The sequence below is a fragment of the Amycolatopsis sp. genome (genome assembly GCF_025464955.1).
Classification (GTDB): Bacteria; Actinomycetota; Actinomycetes; order Mycobacteriales; family Pseudonocardiaceae; genus Amycolatopsis.
On the sequence record NZ_JAODNM010000067.1, the window covers coordinates 85179 to 110786 of the forward strand.

Annotated in this window: 27 protein-coding genes; 16 read left to right on the forward strand and 11 right to left on the reverse strand. The window is 66.4% G+C overall.

The features are described from left to right. The first annotated feature begins 32 nt into the window (after positions 1–32). The 3 genes from JWQ81_RS15510 (at position 33) to JWQ81_RS15515 (ending at position 1806) form a co-directional block, all read left to right on the forward strand. On the forward strand, positions 33–890 hold the full coding sequence (locus JWQ81_RS15510) for an enoyl-CoA hydratase/isomerase family protein (protein WP_297542012.1): 858 nt from the start codon (positions 33–35) through the stop codon (positions 888–890). Between the two features lie 58 nt (positions 891–948). Further along, positions 949–1245: a Dabb family protein gene (locus JWQ81_RS44940; protein WP_366942292.1), complete on the forward strand. Its 297-nt coding sequence runs from the start codon at positions 949–951 to the stop codon at positions 1243–1245. Between the two features lie 114 nt (positions 1246–1359). Beyond that, positions 1360–1806: a cupin domain-containing protein gene (locus JWQ81_RS15515; protein ID WP_297542014.1), complete on the forward strand. Its 447-nt coding sequence runs from the start codon at positions 1360–1362 to the stop codon at positions 1804–1806. A 124-nt stretch (positions 1807–1930) separates the two neighbouring features. Here the strand turns inward: JWQ81_RS15515 and JWQ81_RS15520 are convergent, their stop codons facing one another. The 4 genes from JWQ81_RS15520 to JWQ81_RS15535 all read right to left on the reverse strand — a co-directional run bounded on the left by JWQ81_RS15520 (position 1931) and on the right by JWQ81_RS15535 (position 4015). Further along, positions 1931–2566 (reverse strand): NAD(P)-dependent oxidoreductase, encoded by a 636-nt coding sequence (locus tag JWQ81_RS15520; RefSeq protein ID WP_297542016.1) that lies wholly within the window; start codon positions 2564–2566, stop codon positions 1931–1933. 33 nt (positions 2567–2599) lie between these two features. Then, positions 2600–3160, reverse strand: coding sequence for a cupin domain-containing protein (locus JWQ81_RS15525; RefSeq protein ID WP_297542018.1), 561 nt, complete (start codon positions 3158–3160; stop codon positions 2600–2602). Positions 3161–3289: 129 nt separating this feature from the next. Next, positions 3290–3550, reverse strand: coding sequence for a hypothetical protein (locus tag JWQ81_RS15530; RefSeq protein ID WP_297542019.1), 261 nt, complete (start codon positions 3548–3550; stop codon positions 3290–3292). A 36-nt stretch (positions 3551–3586) separates the two neighbouring features. Continuing rightward, positions 3587–4015: a heme-binding protein gene (locus tag JWQ81_RS15535; RefSeq protein ID WP_297542021.1), complete on the reverse strand. Its 429-nt coding sequence runs from the start codon at positions 4013–4015 to the stop codon at positions 3587–3589. 190 nt (positions 4016–4205) lie between these two features. On the opposite strand from JWQ81_RS15535, the gene JWQ81_RS15540 reads away from it, so the two are divergent. Genes JWQ81_RS15540 through JWQ81_RS15550 form a run of 3 tightly spaced genes read left to right on the forward strand, consistent with a single transcriptional unit; the run spans position 4206 to position 6368 of the window. Then, positions 4206–4850, forward strand: coding sequence for a TetR/AcrR family transcriptional regulator (locus JWQ81_RS15540; protein WP_297542023.1), 645 nt, complete (start codon positions 4206–4208; stop codon positions 4848–4850). After that, positions 4847–5569 carry a dienelactone hydrolase family protein gene (locus JWQ81_RS15545; protein ID WP_366942293.1) on the forward strand — a complete coding sequence of 241 codons (723 nt, stop codon included), beginning with the start codon at positions 4847–4849 and terminating at the stop codon, positions 5567–5569. The genes JWQ81_RS15540 and JWQ81_RS15545 overlap by 4 nt, the downstream gene beginning before the upstream one ends. A 34-nt stretch (positions 5570–5603) precedes the next feature. Next, positions 5604–6368, forward strand: a complete 765-nt coding sequence (locus tag JWQ81_RS15550; RefSeq protein WP_297542025.1) for an SDR family oxidoreductase — start codon at positions 5604–5606, stop codon at positions 6366–6368. 73 nt (positions 6369–6441) lie between these two features. Here JWQ81_RS15550 and JWQ81_RS15555 read toward each other — a convergent pair whose 3' ends face one another. Next, the gene (locus JWQ81_RS15555; protein ID WP_297542027.1) at positions 6442–6936 is read right to left on the reverse strand and encodes a MarR family winged helix-turn-helix transcriptional regulator; all 495 of its coding nucleotides are present in this window, start codon (positions 6934–6936) and stop codon (positions 6442–6444) included. 961 nt (positions 6937–7897) lie between these two features. Between JWQ81_RS15555 and JWQ81_RS15560 the strand changes: the two genes are divergently transcribed. The 8 genes from JWQ81_RS15560 (at position 7898) to JWQ81_RS15595 (ending at position 18437) form a co-directional block, all read left to right on the forward strand. After that, positions 7898–8464, forward strand: coding sequence for a TIGR03086 family metal-binding protein (locus JWQ81_RS15560; protein ID WP_297542029.1), 567 nt, complete (start codon positions 7898–7900; stop codon positions 8462–8464). Positions 8465–8547: 83 nt separating this feature from the next. Beyond that, positions 8548–10092, forward strand: coding sequence for an ABC transporter substrate-binding protein (locus JWQ81_RS15565; protein WP_297542031.1), 1545 nt, complete (start codon positions 8548–8550; stop codon positions 10090–10092). Between the two features lie 40 nt (positions 10093–10132). Then, positions 10133–11083, forward strand: coding sequence for an ABC transporter permease (locus JWQ81_RS15570; protein ID WP_297542033.1), 951 nt, complete (start codon positions 10133–10135; stop codon positions 11081–11083). Continuing rightward, positions 11080–12999 carry a dipeptide/oligopeptide/nickel ABC transporter permease/ATP-binding protein gene (locus tag JWQ81_RS15575; protein WP_297542035.1) on the forward strand — a complete coding sequence of 640 codons (1920 nt, stop codon included), beginning with the start codon at positions 11080–11082 and terminating at the stop codon, positions 12997–12999. Before JWQ81_RS15570 ends, JWQ81_RS15575 begins: the two co-directional genes overlap by 4 nt. Then, positions 12996–13982 (forward strand): oligopeptide/dipeptide ABC transporter ATP-binding protein, encoded by a 987-nt coding sequence (locus JWQ81_RS44945; protein WP_366942294.1) that lies wholly within the window; start codon positions 12996–12998, stop codon positions 13980–13982. Before JWQ81_RS15575 ends, JWQ81_RS44945 begins: the two co-directional genes overlap by 4 nt. 708 nt (positions 13983–14690) lie before the next feature. Further along, entirely contained in the window at positions 14691–15638 is a 948-nt protein-coding gene (locus JWQ81_RS15585; protein ID WP_297542039.1) for a sugar ABC transporter substrate-binding protein, read from the forward strand. Between the two features lie 5 nt (positions 15639–15643). Beyond that, entirely contained in the window at positions 15644–17134 is a 1491-nt protein-coding gene (locus JWQ81_RS15590) for a sugar ABC transporter ATP-binding protein (protein ID WP_297542041.1), read from the forward strand. Between the two features lie 43 nt (positions 17135–17177). Beyond that, a complete protein-coding gene (locus JWQ81_RS15595; protein WP_297542043.1) occupies positions 17178–18437 on the forward strand; it encodes an ABC transporter permease in 1260 nt (419 codons plus the stop codon). Positions 18438–18455: 18 nt separating this feature from the next. On the opposite strand, the gene JWQ81_RS15600 is transcribed toward JWQ81_RS15595, so the two are convergent. Both JWQ81_RS15600 and JWQ81_RS15605 read right to left on the reverse strand, forming a co-directional pair. Beyond that, positions 18456–19481 carry a LacI family DNA-binding transcriptional regulator gene (locus tag JWQ81_RS15600; protein ID WP_297542045.1) on the reverse strand — a complete coding sequence of 342 codons (1026 nt, stop codon included), beginning with the start codon at positions 19479–19481 and terminating at the stop codon, positions 18456–18458. After that, positions 19478–20551, reverse strand: coding sequence for a Gfo/Idh/MocA family oxidoreductase (locus tag JWQ81_RS15605; protein WP_297542075.1), 1074 nt, complete (start codon positions 20549–20551; stop codon positions 19478–19480). Before JWQ81_RS15605 ends, JWQ81_RS15600 begins: the two co-directional genes overlap by 4 nt. A gap of 117 nt (positions 20552–20668) precedes the next feature. Here JWQ81_RS15605 and JWQ81_RS15610 point away from each other — a divergent pair, with 117 nt between their 5' ends. Both JWQ81_RS15610 and JWQ81_RS15615 read left to right on the forward strand, forming a co-directional pair. Beyond that, the gene (locus JWQ81_RS15610) at positions 20669–21907 is read left to right on the forward strand and encodes an extracellular solute-binding protein (RefSeq protein WP_297542047.1); all 1239 of its coding nucleotides are present in this window, start codon (positions 20669–20671) and stop codon (positions 21905–21907) included. Positions 21908–21954: 47 nt separating this feature from the next. After that, on the forward strand, positions 21955–22233 hold the full coding sequence (locus JWQ81_RS15615) for a muconolactone Delta-isomerase family protein (RefSeq protein ID WP_297542049.1): 279 nt from the start codon (positions 21955–21957) through the stop codon (positions 22231–22233). Here JWQ81_RS15615 and JWQ81_RS15620 read toward each other — a convergent pair. From JWQ81_RS15620 to JWQ81_RS15635, 4 genes are all read right to left on the reverse strand, one after another. Next, a complete protein-coding gene (locus JWQ81_RS15620) occupies positions 22230–23252 on the reverse strand; it encodes a LacI family DNA-binding transcriptional regulator (RefSeq protein ID WP_297542051.1) in 1023 nt (340 codons plus the stop codon). The genes JWQ81_RS15615 and JWQ81_RS15620 overlap by 4 nt on opposite strands. 157 nt (positions 23253–23409) lie before the next feature. Then, a complete protein-coding gene (locus JWQ81_RS15625; protein ID WP_297542053.1) occupies positions 23410–24303 on the reverse strand; it encodes a cyclase family protein in 894 nt (297 codons plus the stop codon). Next, the gene (locus JWQ81_RS15630) at positions 24300–24791 is read right to left on the reverse strand and encodes a VOC family protein (protein WP_297542055.1); all 492 of its coding nucleotides are present in this window, start codon (positions 24789–24791) and stop codon (positions 24300–24302) included. The genes JWQ81_RS15625 and JWQ81_RS15630 overlap by 4 nt, the downstream gene beginning before the upstream one ends. A gap of 10 nt (positions 24792–24801) precedes the next feature. Next, a complete protein-coding gene (locus JWQ81_RS15635; protein WP_297542057.1) occupies positions 24802–25581 on the reverse strand; it encodes an SDR family NAD(P)-dependent oxidoreductase in 780 nt (259 codons plus the stop codon). Positions 25582–25608 lie beyond the last annotated feature (27 nt).

The window sequence follows — 25608 nt, forward strand, 5'->3', positions numbered from 1 at the left end:
CGTCTTGAACGTCCAGCCGCATCGTCGGTCCGGTGCTTGCCGACCGCACCGATGCCGGCTCTCGAAGATCGGACATCCATCTCATGTATGACGACTACGACAATTTCCTGGTCAAGGCCGACGGTCCGATTCTTGAAGTGATCATCAATCGGCCCGCTGCGCGAAACGCGATCACCTACGCTCTTGAGGAGGAGCTTGAGCGCCTGCTGAACACTGCTGCCGACGATGACGCAATCCGCGTGGTGACGCTCCGCGGAGCCGGCAAGCTGTTCTCCGCTGGGCACGACCTCAAGGAGGTAGCCGCCAAATATGTCGCCGGCGGACCGCCGCCTCACAAGGTTCCTCACCTTCGCGCCATGTGGTACTTCCCCAAGCCGATCATTGCGGGCGTACATGAGTATGTGGGGCCGATCGCACAGGACATCGTTGCCCACTGCGACTTCGTGATCGCCGTGGAAGGGACGAAGTTCAGTTTTGAACAGGCTCGAATGGGTGCCGGCGTCATCGCCTACTCGCCGCTGGTTTTCCAGTTGCCGATGCGGGTCTACAAGAAGCTGATGATGGCCGGCGGCTGGTACACCGCCGAGCAGGCGCTCAAGTGGGACTTCGTCCAACGAGTCGTCCCTGCCGACGAACTCGACACCGTCGTTCGGGCGTGGGCCGACGAGTTGGCCCTGGTGCCGCCTCAGCAGACCAAGGCGGCAAAGCTCGGCATTCACCGTCAGTACGAGCTGATGGGGTTGGCCAACATGGCACTCGTGCAAAACGCGCTCAGTGGTCACGGGTCGGCTGACGACAAGAAGTTCTTTGCCACGGTTATGGAAAGTGGCCTTCGTAAGGCACTTGAGTTCCGGCAGACGAATTCCGACGAAAGCATTTCGCAGGTTTGACGTCGGATCATTGCCTACGATGCCGTGTCCACTCAACGAATCTTGTCAGGACGAGTCAATGATTCGACACGTAGTTTTGCTGAAATGGCGTAAGGAACTTTCGCCCGCCGAGATGACCGAGGTTCGGAGCTGTCTTGACAAGCTGGGCGCGGAAGCGCCGTCTGTTGGGGCAATGGCGCACGGATCTGGTCTGAGTATCGCCGACTCCGGAGCAGACTACGCGCTCACTGCTGATTTCGACGATGCGGCCGGTTGGCGGGCCTACGCTGAACATCCGTCTCATGACCTGCCTCGGCAAGTCTTGCGTAGGCTCGCGTCCGAAGTGACAGCGATTCAATTCACTGTGCCTGATTAATCTACGAAAGCTTCACTATTTGCGTGAACAGGAGAGGGCCAGTTGAAGCGAATCATTTGCGGAGTTGGCGGGAGTGGAAAGAACACTGTCCTGTTTCAGGGCGCGCCTCGCGCCATGGCGATGGGGAACCAAGAAGTCGAAGTTTCGTCGGAGGCTCCGAGCACCCGCATGTACCTTGGGTGGGCCGCGGCGGCGGTCGATGGCAGCACCAACGACTACGTGGCCGAGATCCAGGAGTTCAACTTCAAGCTGAGCCCGGGAGAAGTCCGGTTTCTGCGAGTCGAGGTCGCTCCCGGAAGCGCGAGCCCGATGCACCGGACGCCGCACATCAACGAATATCTGGTGGCCATCTCTGGCGAGCTGACGATGCACACCGAGGACGGAATGTCGGTCAAGTTCGCCGCTGGTGACATGCTGGTGCAGCTCGCTGGCTGGCACTCGTGGAGGAACGACGGAGACGAGCCGTTCGTCATGGCCGGGGTCGCCATCGGGGTCGAAACCGACGAGGACGTCGCCTTCGGAGTTCAGCTGGCGGACGACGATACTGAACATGGAGGCTGAAGTCCGCACAGTCGAGGATTGCGACATCGCGCTCGTGTCCTGGAACGGGCGGCATCATGAGTGAACAAATCGCCGTTGTGCCGCGTGGCTGGAATGCCGGAGGCGAGCCGTAAAAGCTGCCGTACTAGTTGCTGACGCCGACCGCGTGTTGGATCGTGCCGGGTACGGAGATGTAGTCCAGCATTGCGCGAGCAACGTCTGAACGGGTGATCGTGGTGCCGGTCGGGCCCGCTTCGATGGCATCACGGTAGGAGCCCTTGGCTTTGGCGTTCGTCAGACGGGGCGGCCGTAGCGCCGTCCAGTCAAGACCGCTCTCGCGCAGGATCCGCTCCATTCGCTCGAGGTCGATGTATGCCTCACGGAGAACTGCCCACAGTGCGGGGGTGAGTACTCGGTGCGAGAACCACGGCTGCCCCACTCCGGTACGGTTCAGCGTGCCCGAGCTCATCACGACGATGCGTCGTACACCGGTCGCCACCATCGCTTCCACCGCCGCTCGGACCGACGTCGATGCCGGCCTGAGCGGGTCCGCCCGGCCGGCTTGACCGATGCCGGACAGCACGGCGTCGGCCCCTTCGATAACCCCGGTCAGCGACGTGGCATCGAGGGGATTCGTGCGGACGACCGAGAGGCTCTCGTGCTCGATGCCCAGCCGGGCGGGATCCCGGACCACCGCGGTCACCTTGTGCCCATCGGCCAAGGCGTGCCTGACGACATGCCGCCCCACTCCACCGGTGGCACCCAGTACCGTGAGATTCATAGCCCCTCCAAGGGTGCGTATATGCCGACGACTCTAATGCTCTTGATCTTTGTCGGGTGGGATAGCGTCGATCATGGTGCCGACGAGCAGACATGGGGAGTCCGAGCGGTTGCTCCAGGCGTGGTTGGTGCCGCGGATGATCACGGTGTCTCCTGGTCGCATGAGGACCTCGTCGACGTCGGTGACGAGGTAGATCTCGCCTCGGACGCAGGTGATGCAGTCGAGGGTGTCGGTGCGGTGCATGCTGGGGTGCCGGGCGAGGTCGTCAGCGCTGGGCTTGTGCTTCTGCCGCACCTGGTCGTTGAGGTCGGTGAGGACCTGGCGGTGTTCTGTGGTGTCCGCGGTATCCGGCGGGATTTCGAGGGCGCGGCACAGCATCCCGTTCGGGAACGGTTCCCGGCGCGCGCCCAGGCCCGCGGTCAGTGACCGGTCGCCCACGATGGCGTTGTCCACGGGTGTCTCCTGGGCGGCCCACAGCGTTGCGCGCCAGTAGAACCCTTCGCGGGTTTGGACGTTGGTGAGGTCTCGGCCGAGTACGGTCGAGCGGCCTTCGGCGTCGGGTCCGACCACAAACCTGTTCAGACGTGGTGTCACAGCACTGGTTTCCTTTCGCGTTGTCGTGGGAGGTGATGTTTCAGCGGGCAGGGAAGGCGCTGGTGGGAGGCGCGGGACGGGTGTCGCGGAGCACGTCATGCCGGTCCGCGGCCGCCTTGACCTTTCCGGTCATGTGATGAGCGGTACCACGGGACTCGCCGAATGTCCGCGGCCGATTTGGCCATGGGCACGAACAGGCCCTGGGCGTCCGCCTCCATCCTCGATGGCGCGAGGGTTGGCCGGGGAATGCTCGGTGTCGAGCATGACGAAGTCGAAGCCGGTCAACCCGAAGACCTCATCAGGGCCCCGATGAGCGGTAAAACACTGCATTCCCAACGGGATCTGCTGCTTTTCGAGCATGGCGAGCAGTCGGTTGTCTGTGTCGAACACCGGTGGGGTGCTCCTTTCGATGGCAGGACTTGTGCTTCAGGTGCCGGGATCGGGTCGCAGATCGCAAGCGGTGATGGCGTGGATGGCGCACGCCTCGTCGTCGTCCGGCTGGTGGCCGCTGACCCCGGCGGCCCCGATGACATCGTCGTTCTCGTCGCGGATCAGGACGCCGCCGGCGACGGGCACGAGGTTGCCGTCCGCCAGCGACACGAGGGAGTTGACGAATGCGGGATGGGCCGCCGCCCGGGCGGCGAGGCTTCGGCTGCCGACGCCCATGTTCAGTGCGCCGTGGGCTTTTCCTCGGGCGATGCGTTCGCGCAGCAGGCTCGAGGAGTCCTCCCGGGCGAACGCGACAAGCTGCCCGGCCGCATCGAGCACCGCGATCGTCATCGGGGGAAAGCCGTGGATCCGCGCGTGCGCGAGTGCCCGGTCCACGATCGTGCGGGCCTGGGCGAGCGTGATCACGAGTGTCGTCCGGCATGACTCGTGACGTGGCAGTCGAGGTCCTCGACCGGGCACGTCAGATGGCGCAGACCGGACAGTGTCGGCGGCGACATCCCAACCTCCAAAGAGAAAGGATCGTTCGTGTTTGGGAGTGACGGTACCCACATCGAGCGAATAGCGCAACCGATCGTTTCCGTTTAGAGTGGGGTCTGTGCCCAGACTCAGCGAGCAGACCCGCGCGAAGCGCCGCGAGCACATCCTTGCCAGTGCATGGGCGTGCTTCTCCGACAACGGCTTCCACTCGACCTCGATGGACGACGTGATCGCGGCGACCGGGATGTCCTCCAGCGCGGTCTACCGCTACTTCCGCAGCAAGGACGAGATCATCAACGCCACGGCCGACGAAGGCCTCGCGAAGGTCCGGGGCATCTTCGTCGGCCTGGTGAACCGGGACCCATGTCCGGGTCCCGCCGAGACGCTGACATTGCTGGTGGGCGAACTGGCCAGCAGGGCGAGCAATCCCGACTACGACATGTCCCGAATCGCCCTGCAGACGTGGGCGGAGGCGCTGCGCAATCCCGCGCTCCAGAAACGTGCCCGCGTGCTCTACCTGGAAACCTTGGACCACATCGCCGAACTGGCGGTGCGGTGGCGCGATGCCGGGCACCTGCCGCCCGGCGCCGACACCCGCGCCACCGCCGCGACCCTGTTCTCCCTGATGCACGGCCTGATCGTGATGCACCACCTCGTCGACGACGTCCCGGCCGATGCCCTTCGCAACGGTCTGTCCCTGCTCGGCGCCGCCGTCGACCTGCGCACCCTTGCCGCTACCCCGCCACAGGAGGCGAAACCTTGACCGACATCGACCTGACCAACCTGGCCAAACCCCAGAGTGGTTCCCAGCCCCTTCATGCCTACCTGGCGCAGCCGTCCGGGACCGGACCGTGGCCGGGTGTGGTGATGATCCACGAGATCTTCGGCCTCGACGAGGTCATGCGCCGGCACGCCGACCGACTGGCCGGGCTCGGCTACCTCACCCTCGCCGTCGACCTGTTCAGCGCGGGGGGCACGGTCCGTTGCCTGGTCTCCACCATGCGCGCGATGCTTCGGGGCCAGGGTCGTGCATTCGCCGATATCGCTACCGCACGTGAGTACCTGGCAGCCTCCGCCGACTGCACGGGGAAAGTCGGTGTCATCGGCTTCTGTATGGGGGGCGGCTTCGCGCTGCTGAACGCGAGCTCCGGGTATGAGGCGGCCGCCGTCAACTACGGCCAGCTTCCCCGCGACCTCGACGCCGCGCTCACCGGCGCCTGCCCGGTCGTCGGCAGCTACGGCGGTCGAGACCCTTCCCTCAAGGGCGCCGCCGACCGGCTCGACGCGGCACTCGACAAAGCCGGAGTGACGCACGATGTCAAGGAGTATCCCGCCGCCAGCCACGCCTTTCTCAACGACGCCGAAGCCGGCCCCCGACTCCTGCGGCCGCTTTTGCGTGTCGCGGGTATCGGCCCCGAGCCCAAGTCGGCGCAGGACGCGTGGAACCGGATCGAGAACTTCTTCGGCACCCACCTGCACTGATCGAATTCCGCCAGGAATCCCCACTGTCAGTCCATTGCTCATCATCTATCACCAGGAGTGCAGGTTGCTGGACGGGAAGATCGCGATCGTCACGGGGAGCTCGCGCGGGATCGGGCGTGCCATCGCCGAACGGCTCGGTGCGAATGGGGCGAGCGTGATCGTCAACTATCGGTCCGAGCGCGACGCGGCCGAGCAGGTGGTCGCGCGGATCGAGGCGAGCGGCGGCCGGGCCGTCGCGATGCGGGCCGATGTCACCGATGCCGACGAACTGCGTGGTCTCTTCGACGCCGCTGAGCGACACTACGGTGGGCTGGACATCGTGGTCAGTAACGTCGGCGTGGCGCGGTTCGTTCCGCTCGCGGAATTCACCGATGAGGACTACGAGCTGATATTCAGCACGAACACTCGCGCCACGTTCCGGACGCTGCGCGAGGCGGCCACGAGGGTGCGCGACAACGGCCGGATCGTCGTGATCTCCAGCGTGGCAGCCGCTACCCACAGGCCGGGCAGTGCCGTCTACGGTGCCAGCAAAGCGGCCGGCGACGCACTCATGCGAGTGCTCGCGAAGGAGCTCGGGCCGCGAGGAATCACGGCGAACAGCGTGCTTCCCGGCGCCATCCGGACGGACGCGTTGATCGAGCTCCGACCGGCCGCTGTGCTCGAGGAGATAGCCGCACGGACACCGCTCGGCCGCATCGGCGAACCCGATGACATCGCTGACATCGTCGCCTTCCTGGCCTCCGACGCTGCCCGCTGGGTCACCGGCCAGGCCGTGCACGCGGGCGGCGGCATGTTCTGATCGGGGCCAGTCCCACAGCTCAGGCGGGTCAGTCGAGGTCGCGCTGGGCGCAGCCCAATTGCGAGCCGCCGGCTCAGTGCTCACCGTCGCTTGTCGAGCCATCGCGGGAGGTAGGCACACCGGGCGCGCTGTAGAGGAATCCGCGCACGTCGTCAGGCAGCGCGTCGAGCAGGTGCCGGCGTACCGCTTGCGCATGCGCCCGGTCAGCCGCGGCCATCACGCCACGACCACCGTCCGCGATCTCGACGTTCACGTGACGCCCGTGCCCGGAGCCGGCGCGTGCCACCAGACCTCTGGCTTCCATCCTTCGCAACTGGTGCGACAGCCGCGAAGGAGACCAGGACAGGCTCTGCTCCAGCGCCTGGCGCGGCAGCGCACCATCGGCCTCGAGGAGGCGCTTCAGAACCTCGTAGTCGGGCTGTGAGAGACCCACCTCGACGGCCAGCGCCTGCGCGACCGCGGCCGTCACACCTTCACTCCACTGCAGAAAATTACGCCAGAGCCGCAGCTCATCGCCCGCCAATGCAACGCCCGCCGACCTTTTCGTCCTCGAATCCTTGGAAGCCACGATTGATATCATTGGCCAATTGAATTGACACGTCAAATGAGGTCGCCGGCCGAGCGGAGGGGGCCCGGGTGATCTTGAGTGCCGAGCGTCCCGCCCCGGCACCCAACCGGCAGTCGCCGATTTGCTCGAAACAGCTGGACCTCACAGTCACGTGAGACCACCAAACATCCGGGCCGGCGGTCAAAATGCTGACAACCCCGTTCTTCGGGCCGACAGAGCCGGCCCACGACTGTGGAACGCAGACACATCGGACGCAACCGGTCACCCGAACGCCGGCCCGTGCGCCTTCCGACTTGACATGTCAATACACAAGGTGCCTACAATGCCGGCATGTCAATGTCGACACAGGAGACATGGGTTGGTGCGCAAGAGAAGCAGCCGGCTCTCGACCGCGGAGCAGCCGTGGCGAGGATTCCTCATGTGGCCGGAAAATGCTGCGGTGTCGGCGGCACCCGAGTTCACGGCCGGCACGGGACAGTCGAAATCGAAACGAGACTTCGAGATCCTGGTTCTACTGCTCGAAGTCCACCGATGAAGCTCACGTAGCGAGGCCGAGGTCGTTTCTGGTAAATCAGGTGCTGGTCACCTTGACAACCGGGCTCCCTCGACGAGTTTTGCCGATAGTCAGAAATTAATCGAACGACGACACACCTTGGCCTGAACTCGACAGCCGGCCCAAAGCCGCCGCCAGGTGACGTGCCATCTCGCCGCACTCGGCCCGATCTGTGGCATGGGGCTGTTCGGCGCGATCCGCTCGGATTCACCAGCGACTGGATCAGCCGGAGATCCACCCTTCCAGTGGCGATGGCGCTGTTCGCTGTCGTTTCGATGCTCACACCTGTCGACTCCGTAGCCGCCCACGCCGGGGATCGCCTTCGCGGTCGATGAGAACGCACCAGCCGTGCGACCGAGCGGAACAGCCGTCGCCACAGTCTTCACCGCTGAGAACTGGAGTCGATGAATGGATACCTTGCAGGCGTTCGATCGGGCTGCCGCGATTACGGACGGCATGGTCGGACCGATTACTGACGAACAGCTCTCATTGCCGACACCGTGTTCGGATTGGAACGTTCGCGACGTGCTCAACCACATTGTGCTCGGAGACCTGATCGTCACCGCGTTCTTCCAGAACGAGCCGCAACCCGACAGGAGCGCCGACCATCTCGGTGCTGACCCGACGAGGGCGGTGGCCAAGTCACTGGTCGGTACCCGCGCCGAGCTGACCCCGCCGGGTGCGCTCGAACGCATCGTCGAGGGCACCTTCATGGGAGCCGCGACCGTGGCGGAGTTGGCGGAACGGCGGATCGCCGACCTCGTCGCACATTTATGGGATCTGGCCAGAGCAACCGGCCGATCCACCGACTACGACCCGGAGTTGGTGGATCGGGTGATGGCGCATTATCGCGCCAGGCTAGAGGGAAGGCCGCGCGAGGGCATGCCGATCGCCTCCATCAGTCCCGTACCCGAGGGCGCCACGCCGGCGGATCGACTGGCCGGTTATCTCGGCCGAACAGTGATCGTCGCGTAACCGGGAGAATCCGGCCGGCTGGGCGTTCCCGGACGGACCGCATCTGAAGATCAGGAGCAGCTATGCGATCAAGGAAACGCTCAATGAGAATGGCGCTGGCGGTGGCGGCATCTCTTGTCGTGCTTAGCGCCTGTGGAGGAACCGCTGTCACCGGTTCCGGGTCCGGCCAGCCGAAACCGAGCGGGAAGGTCGGCGAGGTGCTGACCCTTGCCCAGCCAGCCGCGCCGAAGACCCTCGATCCGACGAAAGAGACGACTTCCGATCGCTTCTATGCCGCTCTCGCGTACCAGCCGCTCATCGTCCAGAACTCTGCCGGAGATCTGCAACCGGGTCTGGCCTTGTCGTGGCACTACGTCGGTACCGGGAACATGACTTTCGTACTCGCACTGCGTCCCAACGTGAAGTTCTCCGACGGAAGTGCCTTGTCGGCGCAAGGTGTGGTCGATCATTTCAGTTACCTGGTGAAAGCCGCGGGGCAGCAGGCCCCCCTGTTCGCCGGTTACGAATTCGCCGCGACCGGCCCGCTGGAGGTCACGGTCAGGAGCCCGAAGCCCGACCCCGATCTTGGCAAGCACCTCAGCCAAAACTTCGTCGCCGGTGACATTGTCAGCCCCACGGGCCTGAGCGATCCGGCCAAGCTCGGTGGCGCGACCTTCGGAGCCGGGCCTTACCAAATCGACGCGGCGCAGACCGTTGCCGGCAGCCAGTACACCTATGTGCCGAACCCCAACTACTACGACAAAGCTGCCGTGCACTGGAAGAAGGTCGTGGTCAAGGTCATGCTCGACCCGCAGTCGACGCTGGCCGCAATGCAGACGGGACAGGTGAACCTCTCGCTGGGTGATCAGGGCACTGTCCCCGCGGCGAAACGAGCGGGCCTGACGGTGACGAGCGCACCGCAGCTGGTCGTCGCCGTAACGCTCGCTGACCGCGGGGGCACGCTGGTCAAGCCGCTCGCGGATGTTCGGGTGAGGCAGGCCCTGAACTACGCGACCGACCGAGCGTCGATCGCCAAGGCCCTGTACGCCGACAGCGGCGCCCCGACGATGCAGCTGAGTGTGCCGGGGTCCGCCGGGTATGACGCGGCCCTCGAGCACACCTATCCCTACGACGTCACAAAGGCGAAGGCCCTGCTGTCGCAGGCGGGCTACGCCAACGGGTTCACGCTGGACCTGTTCACCACGACCGGCGGCGGGCTGAATCTCGTCACGCAGGCGGTGGCGCAGCAGTGGGGAAAGGCCGGAGTGACGGTCAAAGTCAACGAGATCTCCAACGCCAGTGCCTACCGGACTACGGTGTTGGGTGAGGCCAAAGCGCCCGCTTTCACCAGCAACTTCAGCGTCCCGGTTGCGATCGAGGGCAGCTACCTCTATCTCCCGAACGCGCTGTACAACCCGTTCCGCAATGCCGACCCCGTTCTGCAGAAACTTTACAACCAGAGCGCGGTTGCCTCACCGGAGGCGAAGGCCGGCGTGGACAAGCAGATCATGGCGTACCTGGTCCAGCAGGCCTGGTTCGTTCCGATCGTGAGCCAGGATCTCTATTACTACGCTTCCAGAAACATCACCGGAACGACCACGACACCGACCTCATATGTATCGATCTACGAGGTTCAGCCCGCCACCTGAAGGCCGCATCAACACTGCTCGACGACAAGAGGAGGCCGCGATGATCCGTACGACACTCCAATGGCTGGCATCTTCGTTCGTCCTGCTGTTCACGGTGACGGCGTTGACGTTCGTGCTGGCTTCGCTGGCACCGGGTGACGCGGTTCAGGCGGTGCTCAGCGACCAGGCCAACCCCACGCCGATGCAGTACGCACAGGTACGGCAGCAGCTCGGCCTCGACCGGCCGCTTCTGGAACAGTACTGGCACTGGCTGACGAACGTGCTGCACGGCAACCTGGGAACGGACCTCTTCAGCGGGCAGCCCGTCGCCGACACGCTCAACGGCCAGCTCGGGACCAGCCTCTCGATCATCAGCGTGACCCTTGTCGTCGCCACGATCCTCGGCGTCGGCGCTGGTGTGGTCAGCGCCGTCCGCGGTGGCCTGATCGGCAAGGCGCTCGAGGTCGCGACTGCGGTCGGTTTCGCGGTTCCGAACTTCTGGCTGGCACTCGTGTTGATCGAGATCTTCGCCATCGGGATCCCGTTGTTCCCGGCAACGGGCTACATACCACTCGGCGAAAACCCGGTGGGGTGGGCACAGAGCATCGCCCTGCCCGTCATCACCCTCGCTGCCGGGGCGACGACCTTCATCGCGCGACAGACCCGTGACTCGATGATGCGTGTGCTGGCGAAGGATTTCATCATCGCGCTGCGAGCACACGGACTCCCGATGCGGTCGATCGTCTTCAAACACGCACTGCGCAACGCCGCCGTGCCGGTCGTCACGACGCTGGGGCTGATGTTCATCGGGTTGCTCGGCGGCACGGTGTTCGTCGAGAACATTTTCGCCATCGCGGGCATCGGCCAGCAGGCCGTCAATGCCAGCCTCACCCACAACCTGCCGATGATCGAAGGCGTCGCGCTCTACTTCGCGGTAATCGTCGTCGTCGTCAACCTGCTCGTGGACATTTCCTACCGCTTCCTGAGCCCGACAGTCGGAGTGAAGTCGTGACGACGATCGCCAACCAGGCCCCCACCAGCCCGGTCACCCCGTCGCGGACACAGTCGCGAATGCGCACGTCCGTGGTGCGCAAACCAATCGTGCTGGTGTGCAGCGTCTATCTCCTGCTGCTGGTGGTCGCCGTGCTCGCGGCACCCATCCTGGCTCCTGGCGACCCGAACCTGCAGGACCTCGCCCATGTCCTCGCGGGACCTGGTGGGGTGCATTGGCTCGGGACCGACCAGCTCGGCAGGGACGTGTTCAGCCGCCTGCTCCACGGTGGCGGCGTCGCGCTGCTCGACGTTGCGACGGCGGTTCTCACGTCGCTGGCCGTCGGCGTACCACTCGGGATCGCCGCGGGTTATCTGGGCGGGTGGCCGGAAAGGATCATCACCCGCGTCGCTGATCTGGTGTTCGCGGTGCCGGGAATCGTGGTGCTGCTCATGGTTGTCGCGATCTTCCCCGGCAACGATCTCGCCGCCATGGTCACTCTCGGACTTCTCCACGCGCCCGGCCTGCTGCGGATCGTCCGCGCCTCGACCCTGGCCTGCCGCCGAGAGCTGTTCGTCACCGCGGCCGTGCTCTCCGGCCTGCGGGCGGTGACCATCATGCGCCGGCACATCGTCCCGAGCCTGGCCGGCCCCATCATCGTGCAGACCTCGCTGTTCTGCGCCAGCGCGCTCGTCATCGAGAGCGGCCTGTCCTTTCTCGGTCTCCTGAGACCGGACTCCAGCGGGCCCAGCTGGGGGAACATGGTCAGCCAGGCCGCCCGCGTCAGTTCCCAAGCCCCGTGGCTCCTCGTCCCGGCAGGCGGCCTGATAGCGATCACCGTGCTGGCTCTCAGCCTGCTCGGAGACGCGGTCCGCGACGGGACCGTCGGCCGCTCGGTCCCCGTAGTCGCCCTGCGGGCTCCGACTCCGCGCCATCCGGTTTCCCCGGCCGAGCCGGGCGGCGGTCTGCTCCACGTACGCGGCCTCGACGTCACGCTCCGGCGAGGTGGCGTCGACGTCCCCGTACTGAAAGACGTCAGCTTCACGATCGAAGCGGGTGAGTCGATCGGGATCGTCGGCGAATCGGGCTGCGGCAAGAGCACCACCGCCAAGGCGATCCTCGGCCTGCTTCCGGCCGGCGGACGGGTCACGGCCGGAGCAGTGCATTTCGACGGCAAAGATCTGACGCACCTGAAGGAGAAGGAGCTGTCCCGGATCCGGGGATCGGGGATCGCGCTGATCTCGCAGGACGCCGTCAACAGCCTCGACCCGGCCTACACCGTGGGCAGCCAGCTCCGCGAAGTCATCATCAGGCACACCGGCCTCGCCAGGAAACCGGCTGGCGAGCGCGCGGCGGAGCTGCTGCGCATGGTGCGCTTCCCTGATCCCGCGGCGATCATGCCGCGCCGCGCACACGAGCTCTCGGGTGGTATGGCGCAGCGAATCGGGATTGCCATGGCGATCGCGGCCGAGCCGAAGCTGCTCATCGCCGACGAACCGACCTCCGCCTTGGACGTCACTGTTCAGGCCGAGATCCTTGCGCTGCTCCGTGATCTGCGCCGACAGCTCGGCATGGCGCTCATCATCGTGACCCACGACTGGGGAGTACTCGCCGACGTCTGCGATCGGACCTTGGTCATGTACGCCGGCGAGATCGTCGAGTCCGCCACCGTCGAGCAGATCTACACGGCACCCGGCCACCCCTACTCCGCGGCGTTACTGGCATCGAACCCGCAGCTGGCCGAGGCCGGCGAGCCGCTGCCCACCATCTCGGGCAGGGTTCCCGAACCAGGCAGGTGGCCCAGTGGATGCCACTTCGAGCCCCGGTGCGGATTCGCCACGGACGCCTGCACCGGGAAACCGATCCTGCTCAGCCCCTTGCCGGACGAACGCGCGTCGCGCTGCATCCGGACCGAGCAGCTACTGGCGGGCCGATGAACACCCGGGCTGCGTCGTTGCTCACGACCCGCGGTCTCACAGTCGGGTACCCGCGGGGGAGGGGCAAGCCTCCTCTCTTCGCACTCAACGACATCGACCTCGACATCGAGGTGGGGGAAACGGTCGGAATCGTGGGCGAGAGCGGCTCAGGCAAGTCGACACTCGGCAACGCGATCCTCGGCGTGGTGCGGCCCACCGCCGGACGTATTGCGTTCGAGGGTGAGGACATCACCCACGCCGGTGCCGCCCGCAGACGTGCCCTCACCCAACACATCCAGGCCGTGTTCCAGGATCCGTTCGGTTCGCTCAACCCGATGCGCACCATCGGAAAGACGCTCGAGGAGCCACTCCTCGCCCATCGGAAGCTCGCCCGGCGAGAGCGTGCGAACGAGGTCGGCGAAGCGCTCCTGCGCGTCGGTCTCACCGCAGCCGATGCCGACCGGTATCCAGGTAGCTTTTCCGGCGGCCAGCGCCAGCGGATCGCGATCGCACGGGCCCTTCTCCTGCATCCGAAGCTGATCATCTGCGACGAGGCGGTCAGCGCGCTCGATCTGTCCGTACAGGCTCAGATCCTCAATCTGCTGCGATCCCTGCAACAGGAGTTGAAACTCGCACTCCTGTTCATCTCGCACGACATGGCAGTCGTCCGGCACGTCTCTGATCGAGTGGTTGTTCTCTACGCGGGAAAGTTGATGGAAAGCGGCAGTAGCGCCGAGATCTGTGACGATCCGCAGCATCCGTACACCCAGCGGCTGCTGGCCGCGCGGCCGGTCCCGGATCCCGTCGAGCAACGCAATCGGCATCTGGCCGGCACCCCCGCAGTGACTGCTCCGGTCCCGGAAGTCGGCTGCCCGTTCCGGCCACAGTGCCCACTGGCGACGGACGTCTGCGCAGTCGAGCCGCCCGTCATCAGGAGCGACAGCCGAACGGTGAACTGTCACGCATTCCCCGCTCACCGGGTATCAGGCGGGGAGTCCGAGTGAGATCGCAGCAGACCCGGTAGGTCCCGCCACGTACGCAGGGCTGGGACACGGACCTCGGTGGTGATCGTTCGTGGTGGTCGAGTCGTTCGAGTGTCCTGGCGGCCGCGGTGACCGTGGGCCGGCTGGACGCGCCGGCCAACCTTGATCAGCGTGGACGTAACGGCTCGACGGCTGACGGGGCAGCTGCCATTCGACTGCGGTAACGGCTCTTGACAAGTGATCGCGCGCGGGTGAAGCTGTTCCAGTCCATCAGGTCAATCGTTTGTCTTGGCGCCACGCGGCTAGTCGGACGAGCGACCTCCGCCGGAAGACTGCACGTGAGATGGATGAGTGTCAGGCGTCCGCTGACCGTGTCCGAAACTGGCGGAAATCAGCGTTAACCGGCCCGCGGGATGACTTCCAGTGGTCGGCCAGGCGAGCAAGTCAAACGTTTGAGTTGTTTTGTCCCTTGACGAGAGACTGACGAGGACCTGTGTGCGTCGATCTGGTCCGGCCGCAGTCGAATCCGTTGCAGCCGAGCCAACTCGGTCGGCGTGGTCGGGGGAATGCGGCTCAACCTCGTTCGGCGCCACGCTTCCGCCCGCTTCTCCCATCCAATCCATGTGGTAATCGAGTTCGAACGGGGTCAGACCAGTGACCGGAGCCATGCACAGCGCAGTGCGGAAATCAGCGCGTAGGAGGTTTGCGGCCCTTGCTGCGGGAGTCGCCTTGGGGACATTCGCGACGGCGTGCGCGTCGCCCGATGCCACCGCTCCCGCCGCCGGGAAAGCGGGCGGTTCCTTCACGATCGGCCTGGCCAACCAGCAGGAGTCGGTCACCTTCCCGGCTGCGATCGCCAAGGGCGCCAAGGATAAGGCGGCGCAGCTCGGGGACAAGCTGATCGGTCTCGATTCTCAGGGTGACCAGCAGAAGCAGGCAAGTCAGGTCCAGGATCTCATCGCTCAGCAGGTCAGCGCCATCCTGCTGGTGCCGCTGTCGCCGGGACCGGCGCAAGCACTGGTGGATCAGGCGACCGTGGCGGGTATCCCCATCGCGACGGTCCACGGGTACGTGGGAGCCGATCGCAACGTCAGCGACCCGTACTCCAAACTCAAGTTCGTTCTGGACGAAAACGAGGCCGAAGCGGGCGCGACAGCCGGCCAGCTGGCCCTCAAGGCCTTTCCCGCCGGGGGCAAGGTCGCCGTGATCACCGGTGCCGCCGGGTTCGTTGAGAACACGACCCGCGTGACGAAGTTCCAAGCAGCCCTCGACGGCGCGGGCGCCGGCAAGTACAAGATTGTCGCGAACCAGCCGGGTAACTGGACCAAACAGGACGGTCAGTCGGCCTGCCAGAACATCCTCGCCGCCAATCCCTCGATCGGTCTGTTCTACGCGATTTCCGATGACATGGCGGTCGGCTGTGCCGCGGCGGTCAAGTCTGCCGGGTCGAGCGCGAAGGTTCTCGGTGTCGGCGGTTCCCAGGCAGGCATCGACGCCGTCAAGTCCGGTGATCTTGCCGGAACCGTCTGCTACAAGCCGTACGACGAGGGTGCGATGGCGGTGCAGATGATGCACGACGTACTGGCCGGCAAGACTTCTGCGCCGCCGAAGACGACCTTCTACGACTCGCCCGGTATCACGGCCGACAACGTGTCCAGCTGCACTCCCCAGTGGTGACCCGGATGACCCCGTTGCTCACAGTCGAGGGCGTTCACAAGATCTACCCCAGCGGCACCCACGCGTTGCGCGGGGTCTCCCTGGCCGTGCGACCAGGCACAGTCCACGGACTCATCGGGGCGAACGGCGCGGGGAAGTCGACGCTCATCAAGATCATCTCAGGGGTCGAGCCGCCGAGTAGCGGCGGCCTTTCCTGGAAGGGCGAGCCCGCGGCCTGGACCGATCCGCTCGGGGCGCTCGCAGCGGGATTGGCCGCGGTACATCAGCACACCCCGCTGGTGGGTTCGATGAGCGTACTGGACAACGTATTCCTTGGCCGGCGCGAGACGATCAAGTGGGACGCCCCGGCACGGCGGCGGGAGCTGCAGGCACTGTGCGAGCGGATCGGGTACGACCTGGAGCCCGACCAACCTGTCGGCGACCTCTCGGTGGGAGCCCGCCAGATGGTCGCGATCCTGCAGTCACTCGCCAGGGATCCGTCGCTGGTGCTGCTCGACGAGCCCACGGCCGCGCTGTCGCCCCCCGAAAGGGACATCCTGTTCCGTTCCGTGCGGCGGCTGCGCGAGCTGGGCGTCACCTTCATCTACGTCTCGCACTTCCTCGACGAAATCCTCGACCTCACCGACCACCTCACCGTGCTGCGGGACGGGCAGGTCGTGGTGGATGAGGAAACCCGCGTCACCACCGAACAGCAGCTCGTCTCCGCTATCGTCGGTGATCGCCTCGCCCGGGTCGAGGAGAACGCGCCTACCTCCGATGGGCCACCGGGCGAGCCGCTCCTCACTGTCCAAAACCTGTCCTCGCCTGGCAAGTTCGGCCCGGTCAGCTTCACCGTGCGCGCCGGTGAGGTGGTGGGCCTCGCGGGGCTGCTGGGCAGTGGACGGACCGAGCTGCTCGAGGCGGTCTTTGGTGCAGACCCCGTCGCGAGCGGCACGGTCCTGATCGGTGGGCGGACACTGCGCGGGCGATCACCGCGCCGTGCGGTCCGGGCCGGGCTCGCACTGGTCCCGGAGGATCGGTCGCGGCAGGGACTGCTGCGGGACTGGGAGATCTGGCGGAACATCTCGCTGCCCTACCTGCGTTCGTTGTCGTGGCGTTCGCTGGTGCCCAACCGCGAACGCGAGCGCCGGCTGGCCGTGAAGGCGGTCACCGACCTGCGGATCGTGGCAGGCACTACCGAGATGTCCGTCGGTGAGCTCAGCGGCGGCAACGCCCAGAAGGTCGTCTTCGCGAAATGGCTCTACGGTCCGGCGACGGTCTTCCTCCTCGACGAGCCGTCGGCGGGAGTCGATATCGGCGCCAAGGCCGACATCGTCGGACTCATCCGGAGCCTGGCGGCCGCCGGCAAGGCGGTGCTGATGGTCTCCTCCGAGTTCGAAGAGCTGCGCGGCGCGTGCGACCGGATCGTGGTCATCCGCCGCGGGCAGATCGTCGCCCAGCGGCTCGCGGCAGCCACCGACCTTCACGAACTGACCGCACTTGCCAGCGGTCTCTGAGAGCAGCACTGACAACGATGAACAACGACGGAGAGTGAATCCCATGAGTTCCGCCAACACGTTGGGCGGGTGGCGCCGCGCATTGTCGCCGCGTTCGGCAGGCGTCGTGTACGCGCTGCTCCTGCTGGTGGCCGTACTGACGATCACGACGTCGGCACAGGGTCGCCCGCCGTACCTCAGTAGTGTCAACCTGAGCAATATCCTCGATCAGGCTTCCCTCATCGGGATCCTGGCGATCTTCATGACTCTGACGCTGATCACGGGCAACTTCGACCTGTCCGTCGCGTCGACGGCGGCACTCGCGGGGACGGTCGCGCTGAAGCTCGTCGACCAGTATGGAGCGCTTGTCGCGCTCTTCGGGGCGCTATTGACCGGTGCCGTGGTGGGGTTCGTGAACGCGGTGCTGGTACAGAAGGTCGGGGTCAACGCCTTCATCGTCACGCTCGGCACGTTGACCGCGGTTCGTGGTGTCGTGCAGGCGATCCTCGTCGGACAGAGCATCACCGCGACCAACAGCTCCTTCCATGACTTCGCGACCGCTCGGTGGTCCTTGCCGTTGGTGGTCGCTGTCGTCATCGCGGCCCTGTTGCTGATCGCGGCCGTGGTTCTGTCTCTGCGCAAGGAGAGTCGGCTCGCGGGCCTGGTTGGGACAGCGCCCTTGTCGTTGTCCGGCGTTGCCTTGGGTTTCGTCGCGATCGCTCAGCCCAAGATGCTCACCCAGACCGCGCCGGTCTGGATCATGCTCGCGTTGACCGTCGTCGTGAGCGTGGTCCTGCGGCACACGGTCGTCGGGCGCAACCTTTATGCCACCGGCGGGAACTCGGAGGCCGCGAGGCTCTCCGGTATCAGTGTCGACCGCTACAAGATGGGCGCGTTCGTCCTCAATGGTGTCGTGGCCGCCGCCGTCGGCGTGCTCTACGCGGGTCGGTTCAACTCCGTCGACCCGACCGTGCTGACCGGCGGTGAGCTCACCGTCATCGCCGCGGCCGTGCTCGGTGGAACCTCGCTGCTCGGCGGTTCCGGGTTCGTCGCGAAATCCGTGGTGGGCACGCTGATCTTGTTCACCTTGAGCAACGGCTTCAACGTGCTCAACATCGGCTCCAACTACCAGAACGTCGTCCAGGGCGGGGTGCTGGTGGCCGCTGCGACGTTGTATACGGCGACGAGCTCCCGGCGACGCAACCTGGTCCGTTCGTGGTTTTCGCGGCGGGGCCACGGAGACGGTGAGGCGCTGACACCTCCGGGCGACGTGGCGGAACCGAAAGCCACCGCGCAGACCGAGGGGCTGGGACTTCGACGGTGACCGGTGACGTCGGCGGCGTCACCGTGGTGGGGCCGTGCTGTCCCGGACGATCAGTTCCGTTGCATCGCGTACGACCTTCTTGACGACCTCGTCGGCGTCCTCGTCGAACAGGGCGAGGATGCCTTCGCGGCCCATCTCGGCCAGTGGCATACGTACGGTGGTCAGCGCCGGCACGAGATTCGCCGCCAGCGGGATGTCGTGGATCGTGACCACGGACATGTCGCCGGGGACATGCACGCCGGCCACTCGGGCCGCCGTGAGCGCGCCGATCGCGGCGGCCACGTTGGCCACCAGCACCGCGGTCGGGCGCTCGGGCCTTGCCAGGAGTTCCCGCATCGCGTCGGCGCCGGCCTCGCTGGTGTACCCGTTTCCGGCGACCAGAGCGGCGTCGGGCGTGAGTCCGGCGGTGCGCAGCGCCCGGCGGTAACCGTTGAGTCGACGGCGGGCGGTATCGCTGCCGGCCGGGCCGCGGATGTGCCCGATGCGCTGGTGGCCGAGTTCGATCAGATGCCGAACGGCGATCCGGCTCGCCCGTTCGTCGTCGGCCAGGATCATCCGCTGGACGCCGGGAATGCGCTGGTTGACCGAGACGACCGGGCGACCTGTGGCGACCATCGCTTCGACGGCGTCCGGCGGGATCCGGTCGGAGGCGAGAAGCAGTCCTTCGACGCGGCCCGAGGCCAGCATCCGCACATACCGCTCGGGTCGGTCTTCGAGCGCGGTACCCGTCAGGAGCAGTGCGTCGTGCTCGGTTGCGGTCTGCTCGGCACCCTTGATGATCTCCGCGTAGATCGGGTTCGCGAAGTCGGGGATCAACAGTCCGAAGGTGCCCGATTGCGCTGTCCGCAGGCTCTGTGCCGCGGCGTTGGGGTGGTAGCGCAGCTGTTTGATGGCGGCCACCACCCGTGCGCGCGTCTCGTCTTTGATGACCAACCGCTCGTCGCTGTTGATGACCCTGGACACGACTGAGGGGTCGACACGCGCGAGTGTGGCCACCTCGACGAGGGTGACCCGGGAGGGCTTCCGGCGGCCGGGTGTGGTCACGGCGCCGGAAGTGCTTGTGCGGAACCGGAGGCGATGGACGCGTAGCAGGCCTCGACCAGCCGCAAGGTGCCCAGGCTGTCCGCGCCGCTCGTCGGCGCGGGGGTGTCGTCGGCGATCGCGGCGAGCAGCGCGCGCATGGGGCCGGCGAACGCGTCGGGAATCCAGCGGGTGGTCACCGGGTAAGGGACCCAGCCGTCGGTAGGGAGCGCGATGCTGTTCACCTCCAGGGTGTCGGGGCGACCGTGTGGGTAGTCGTACAGCAAGCCGATGGTCCCGCGCACACTGCCCTTCGAACCATCGATACGCAAGCGAGCGTAGTGGTCTCCGGTGACGTTCTCGTGGTTGACGTTCACCAGCGCGCTGCGGCCGTCGTCGTACAGCAATGTGGTGGTCGTCCTGGTCTCACCGGTCGCGAGCTGGCCGGGTCGCCGCCCGGCGGCGCAGAAGACCCGCTGTGGCGTGCCGAGGATCGAGCGGATCGAGTCGAAATAGTGGATCGAGTGGTACATCAGGTCCAGTCGTGGCGAGGTCACCAGCCATCCCCACGCCGACCAGTCGGTGGCGATGTTGACGTCGATGGTCACCGAGGTCAACTCGCCGAGCCAGCCCGCGTCGGCGATGGCCCGGGCGGCCGCGATTCCTTCGCCATAGCGCATCTGCTGGTTCACCACCAGCTTCCGGTCCAGCTCTGCGGCCAGCTCGACGATACCGCGCGCCGTGTCACTATCCACGGCGAGCGGTTTCTGGGCGAGGATGTGCTTACCGGCGCGCAGCGCGCGCCGCGCGATCTCGGGCTGGGCCTCTGGCACCACGGCGATGTCGAGTACTTCGATCTCGGGGTCTTCGAGCAGTTCGTCCAAGCCGGCCACGCGCGGCACGTCGAACCGGTCGGCGACCTCCTTCGCGAGGTCCTGACGCAGATCGCAGATCGCGGCGATGGGCAGGCCGGCCTTGCGGTACGCCGGCAAGTGTCCAACTTGGACGATCGCCCCGGCGCCGACCACGCCGATCTTCCGGTGGTGACCGGGCGGAACGGTCAGCTCGCAGGCGGCGGCGATCGGGGCGAACATGTCGAGCACGGCGGTCTCCTGGAGAAGCTCGAGGACTTCTGGTCGGCGGATCTCTTCCTCATTTGACCACCGCGTGATAAGAACAGTCAATCGTTTGAGTGATTGAGGGGAGCCGGGATGTCCCAGACGCCGCTAGTGGTGCTCGGTCGGAAGTTCGACGGGTTCGACCGCGCGTTGACCGCACAGCTGCGTGAGCTGCCCGAAGTGGACGCTCGCTTCGAACTCGTCGAGATCGGCGACCTGCAGCGGCAGGTCTTCGACGGCGTCGGAACGTCTTCCGGCGCGTACGACGTACTGATGCTCATCACGGACTGGTTGCCGTCGCTGATTGAATCGGGCGGGTTGCTGCCGCTCGATGAGCACTTCGAGGTGGATCCGCCGCAGGGCTGGCCGTCGGCGTGGGTGCCGTCACTGCGCGCGCTGCAGAAGGGGCCCGACGGCAAGACTTACGGCGTGGCGTACCACGACGGCCCGATGCTGCTGCTCTATCGCACCGATCTGTACGCCGACCCCCAGGAGCAGGCGGGTTTCGCCGAACGGTTCGGTTACCCGCTCGCACCCGCCGGCACCTGGTCGCAGTTCCACGACCAGGCAGTGTGGTTCAACCGGCCGGGCGAAGGCTTGTACGGCACGGTTCAGGCCGGTTTTCCTGACGAGCACAACAACGTCTACGATTTCCTCACCCACCTGTGGAGCCGCGGCGGAGAGCTGGTCGACGCTGCCGGCCGCTCGGGGCTGGACCAGCCCGCCGCCCGCGCGGCGATCGACTTCCTGCACGACCTCTGGCACGTGAGCAAGGTCGTCGACCCGGGCGCGGCAGAGTGGGACAGCGTTGCGTCCGGCGCCCATTTCGCGGCGGGAGAAGCGGCGATGATGGTCAACTGGTGTGGCTTCGCCGCCCTGTCGGCCGATCCGGAATCGCCGACGCACGGTCTTGTCGGCTGCGCGCCCACCCCCGGCCACGATGGCGCCAACGGCTCCGCGGTCACCATGAACGCCTACTGGGTGCTCACCGTGCCTTCGGGGGCACGCGACCCCAAGCGGGCTGTCGACCTGATCCGCAAGCTCGGGACCCACGAGATGGACGTCCTCACCGCGCTCGGCGGCGGTTCGGCGACCCGGCGTGACTCGTGGGCGGCGCCGGAGGTCCAAGCGATCGCGCCGTACTACGAGGTTCTGGAAGAGGCCCATGCACACGCTCGGTCCGTACCGGTCGACCCGCGTTGGCCGCGGATGGCGGCGATCCTCAACGAGATGATGCGGGCTGTGGTGTCCGATTCCGCCGGGCAGGAGGCGCTCGACCTTGCGCACCGCGAACTGGAAGCCCTGCTCGGCGCTACAGCGGAAGCACAGTGACCGCCCCACCGACGACCACGTCGCGAGCGTAAGAGTCAGGGGTACCTATGGACTTCCTTGTCGAACTCGAAACCCGGCTGCCGCCGGAGATGCCTGCCCCGGATAGGAAGAGTCTCCTTGCCAGGGAACTCGTGCACGGTCGGGAGCTCCGCGCGAGCGGGGTGATCGACGCGATCTGGCGCCTGCCGGGCAGGCTGGCGAATGTCGGTGTCTGGAGGGCACCGGACGCCAACGCCCTGCACGAGGCGATCGCCGGCCTCCCGGCGTGGCCGTGGATGACCGTCACCGTGACGGTCCTCGCCGAGCACCCGCTCATGCTGAGCTAACGCGGCGGGCCGGTGGATTCCCGGACGACGACGGTGACGGGATCGGTGACGACCTCGGTGATGGTCTCCTCCGGACCCCGCTGCGCGAGCAGGTGCAGCGCGCGGCGGCCGAGCTCCTCCAGAGGCATGCGGACGGTGGTCAGGCTAGGGACGAGGTGGCCGGCCAGTGCCATGTCATGGATCGCGATCACCGAGATGTCCCGCGGTACCGACAGGCCCCGTGCGTGCGCGGCGTGCAGGGCACCCACGGCCGAAGCGACGTTCGCGACGAACACCGCTGTCGGTGGGCGGGGGGCCGAGAGCAGTTCGTCCATTGCCGCGGCTCCACCGGCCGGGGTGTAGTCGGCGTGCGCGATGTGGCCAGGTTCGACGGCCAAACCGGCTGCGGCCATCGCCGACGAGTAGCCCCCGCGCCGTCGCCTGGCGGTATCCGCGCCCTCGGGACCGGCGAGGTGCCCGATGCGGCGGTGCCCGAGCGCGACGAGGTGGTCCACGGCGAGTTGGCTGCCCCGCTCGTCGTCGAGTATCACGTACCGGTGGGAGCCCTCTGCCCGGCGGTTCACCAGGACCCAAGGTACCTTCGACGTGCGCAGTTGCTCCATGTCGTGCCCCGACTGTTCGCCGGCGAACAACAGCCCGTCGACCCGGCCCTGGCCGAGCAGATCGAGGTAGTGCCGCAGACCTAGCCGAACTCCGTTCGAGCTCGCTGTCATCAGACCGAAGCCGAGCTGCGCGGCGGCCTGCTCGGCCCCTTTGATGATCTCGGCGTACACCGGGTTCGCGAAATCAGGGATGAACAGGCCGTACATGTACGCACGAGCGGTACGCAGGCTGCGGGCGGCGGCGTTGGGACGGTAGTCGAGCTTGTCGATGATCTCTTGTACCCGCGTGCGCGTCTCGGGCCGGACGCTCAGGTTCGGGTCGTCATTGATGACCCGCGACACCACGGACCGGTCGACGCCCGCCAGCCGTGCGACGTCGTTGAGCGTGACCTTGGCCGGCCGCGCTGGTTTTCGCATGTCCGGCATAGCCCTGCCGTCCCCTCCAGTTGTGTTCTCGCCCACTCTAATGGTCGTCCGCTGGTGGCCGGCGCAGCGCCGACCACCAGCTTGTTCGCGCCCGGTTTCGTGGGCAGGCAGGTCAGTGATCCCTGCTTCACCCCGGCGAAGCTCCCGGTCAGAACAGGCACAGGGGATTGACGGGTGATCCGGTGCCGCCGGGGAGACGTAGCGGTGCGACGGTGAGCAGGAATTCGGCCGTACCGAGCTCGGCGCAAACCTCGACCAGGTCGGCGAGGCGGGGGCAGTCGAGCAGCACCAGCCCCATCGCCACCAGCCCGATCTGGTGCAGCGGCAGGGGGACGGCCTTACTGGGGAACGGGATCTGGTCGACGCAGTCACCGCTGTACACGGCGACTTCGCGTTCGTGCAGCCAGGGCAGGCAGCTCGCGTCAAGCCTGGCGCGCACGCTTGGGTCCTCCGTGCCCTGCTCGGCTTCCCGGCGCTCCAGGCCGACGTGCACGAACACCGCGTCGCCGGAGGTGACTTCGGTTCCGGACAGGCGTTCGGCGGCGGTGAGATCCTCGGCGGTGACGGCCTCGCCCGGAGTCAGGAACGGCACCCCTCGCACGGCCGTGACGTCCAGCAGGACGCCGCGAGTGACGATCCCGTCCCGTTGCGCGTGGACCGAACCGGACCGCAGGCCGTCGGGCCGCAGCAGCTCGTCCGAGCGGCGGCCGTTATAGGCGTTGCCCTCCCAGAACACATGGGTGATCGCGTCGAGGTGGGTGATGGCGAATCCGTGCGGAGCCAGCTCGAAACTGTCCAATGCGGACGTAGGCGATGTCGAGTCGAACAGCATCCGGTGCCGCAGCGGGTCCGCGTTCAGCTGATCGGCCACTGTGGACAGATCGCGGCCGATGGACACGCAGCGGCCGTGCTTCACCAGGGCGGTGGCGGTACGCCGGGTGGCGTCGGTGATGTAGTTCAGCGTGCCGAGCTCGTCGTCGGCACCCCACTTGCCGGTGTTGGAACAGCGGTCGAACAGGGCAACGATCTCGTCGTCGGTCACTGATTCGCTCCTTCGTCCGGGTTCAGCCGGTGTGCGGGCGGCTGGACCATTTCGAGCACGATCCGGTCAGGATCCTCGAAGTAGCAAGTGAATCCGCCCGCGTTGATCCCGGCCGTGATGTCGTTGGGCGGCGAGTAGAACTTGACGCCCGCCGCGGTCAGCGTCTGGTAGCGATCGTGGATGTCGTCCACGGTCAGCGCGAGGTGAGCGGCACCGGGATTGCGGATCTCGGCCTCGCCGCGGGTGCCCTTCGGCTGCAGGTACTGCACGAGCTCGAGGTCGTGGCTGGACAGGCCGCGCGGCTGCCCGGGCACCACCAACTGCGCGATCCGCAGATGCGCGTCGGGATAGCCGACCAGTCGGCGGGTGTACTCGTTGCTCTGTTCCTGGGTGTGGATCAGTTCGAAGCCGAGCTGGTCGGTGTAGAACTCCACTGACTTGTCCAAATCGGACACTGTGAAACTGAAATGCCAGACACCGTGCAACACGTGAACTCTCTCAATCCATTTCGAGGCCGCCGCAGACGTTGACTGCCTGCCCGGTGATGTAGGAAGCGGACGGCGAAAGCAGGAAGCCCGCTGTCTCGGCCACCTCCGCCGGGGAAACGATGCGCCCCAGCGGGATCTGGGCGGCTTGCCTGTCGAACGACTCCTGCGGGGTGATGTGCTCGATCTTCGCCTTCGTCTCGTGGATGGCGCGGGTCATTTCGGTGTCGACCACCCCGGGACAGATCGAGTTGACGGTGATCCCGAATTCCGCGAGGGCCTGGGCAGCCGAGCGGACGAGGCTGATCACGCCCGCCTTGCTCGCCGCGTAGTCCGCGGCGGTCGCCCGGCCACCTCGCCCGGCGACCGAGGCCACCGCGACCATGGCTCCGCCGCCGTGCCGGCGTGCCCGCCGGGCCACCGCCTGCAGCAGCAGGAAGGTGCCCTTGAGATTGACCGACATCGTCAAGTCCCAGCTGTCCTCGGGCAGTTCGAGGAACGGCCGGTTGCGGATCATCCCCGCGGCGCTCACCGCGAGAGTCAGCGGCCCTAGCTCGTTTTCGGCCATGGCCACGACCTGCTCCACGGCTGCGCCCGAGGTGACATCCACGGGGTAGACGCGGGCCACCCCACCGTCGCCGGTGATCAGGTCCGCGGTCTCCTGGGCCGGCCCCGTCGCGATGTCGGCGACCGCTACCTTGGCCCCTTCCGCGGCGAGCAGCCGGGCGCACGCGCGCCCGATCCCGCCACCAGCACCGCTGACGATCGCGGTCTTTCCGTCGAAACGTCCCATTGAACCTCCTCGTTCTTGGGGCTTCTG

Coding starts and splice junctions, on each gene's coding strand:
- JWQ81_RS44940 (WP_366942292.1), top strand. CDS start 949: ATGATTCGACACGTAGTTTTGCTGAAATGGCGTAAGGAACTTTCGCCC.
- JWQ81_RS15515 (WP_297542014.1), top strand. CDS start 1,360: ATGGCGATGGGGAACCAAGAAGTCGAAGTTTCGTCGGAGGCTCCGAGC.
- JWQ81_RS15520 (WP_297542016.1), bottom strand. CDS start 2,566: ATGAATCTCACGGTACTGGGTGCCACCGGTGGAGTGGGGCGGCATGTC.
- JWQ81_RS15560 (WP_297542029.1), top strand. CDS start 7,898: ATGGATACCTTGCAGGCGTTCGATCGGGCTGCCGCGATTACGGACGGC.
- JWQ81_RS15565 (WP_297542031.1), top strand. CDS start 8,548: ATGAGAATGGCGCTGGCGGTGGCGGCATCTCTTGTCGTGCTTAGCGCC.
- JWQ81_RS15570 (WP_297542033.1), top strand. CDS start 10,133: ATGATCCGTACGACACTCCAATGGCTGGCATCTTCGTTCGTCCTGCTG.
- JWQ81_RS44945 (WP_366942294.1), top strand. CDS start 12,996: ATGAACACCCGGGCTGCGTCGTTGCTCACGACCCGCGGTCTCACAGTC.
- JWQ81_RS15590 (WP_297542041.1), top strand. CDS start 15,644: ATGACCCCGTTGCTCACAGTCGAGGGCGTTCACAAGATCTACCCCAGC.
- JWQ81_RS15595 (WP_297542043.1), top strand. CDS start 17,178: ATGAGTTCCGCCAACACGTTGGGCGGGTGGCGCCGCGCATTGTCGCCG.
- JWQ81_RS15605 (WP_297542075.1), bottom strand. CDS start 20,551: ATGTTCGCCCCGATCGCCGCCGCCTGCGAGCTGACCGTTCCGCCCGGT.
- JWQ81_RS15610 (WP_297542047.1), top strand. CDS start 20,669: ATGTCCCAGACGCCGCTAGTGGTGCTCGGTCGGAAGTTCGACGGGTTC.
- JWQ81_RS15615 (WP_297542049.1), top strand. CDS start 21,955: ATGGACTTCCTTGTCGAACTCGAAACCCGGCTGCCGCCGGAGATGCCT.
- JWQ81_RS15620 (WP_297542051.1), bottom strand. CDS start 23,252: ATGCGAAAACCAGCGCGGCCGGCCAAGGTCACGCTCAACGACGTCGCA.
- JWQ81_RS15635 (WP_297542057.1), bottom strand. CDS start 25,581: ATGGGACGTTTCGACGGAAAGACCGCGATCGTCAGCGGTGCTGGTGGC.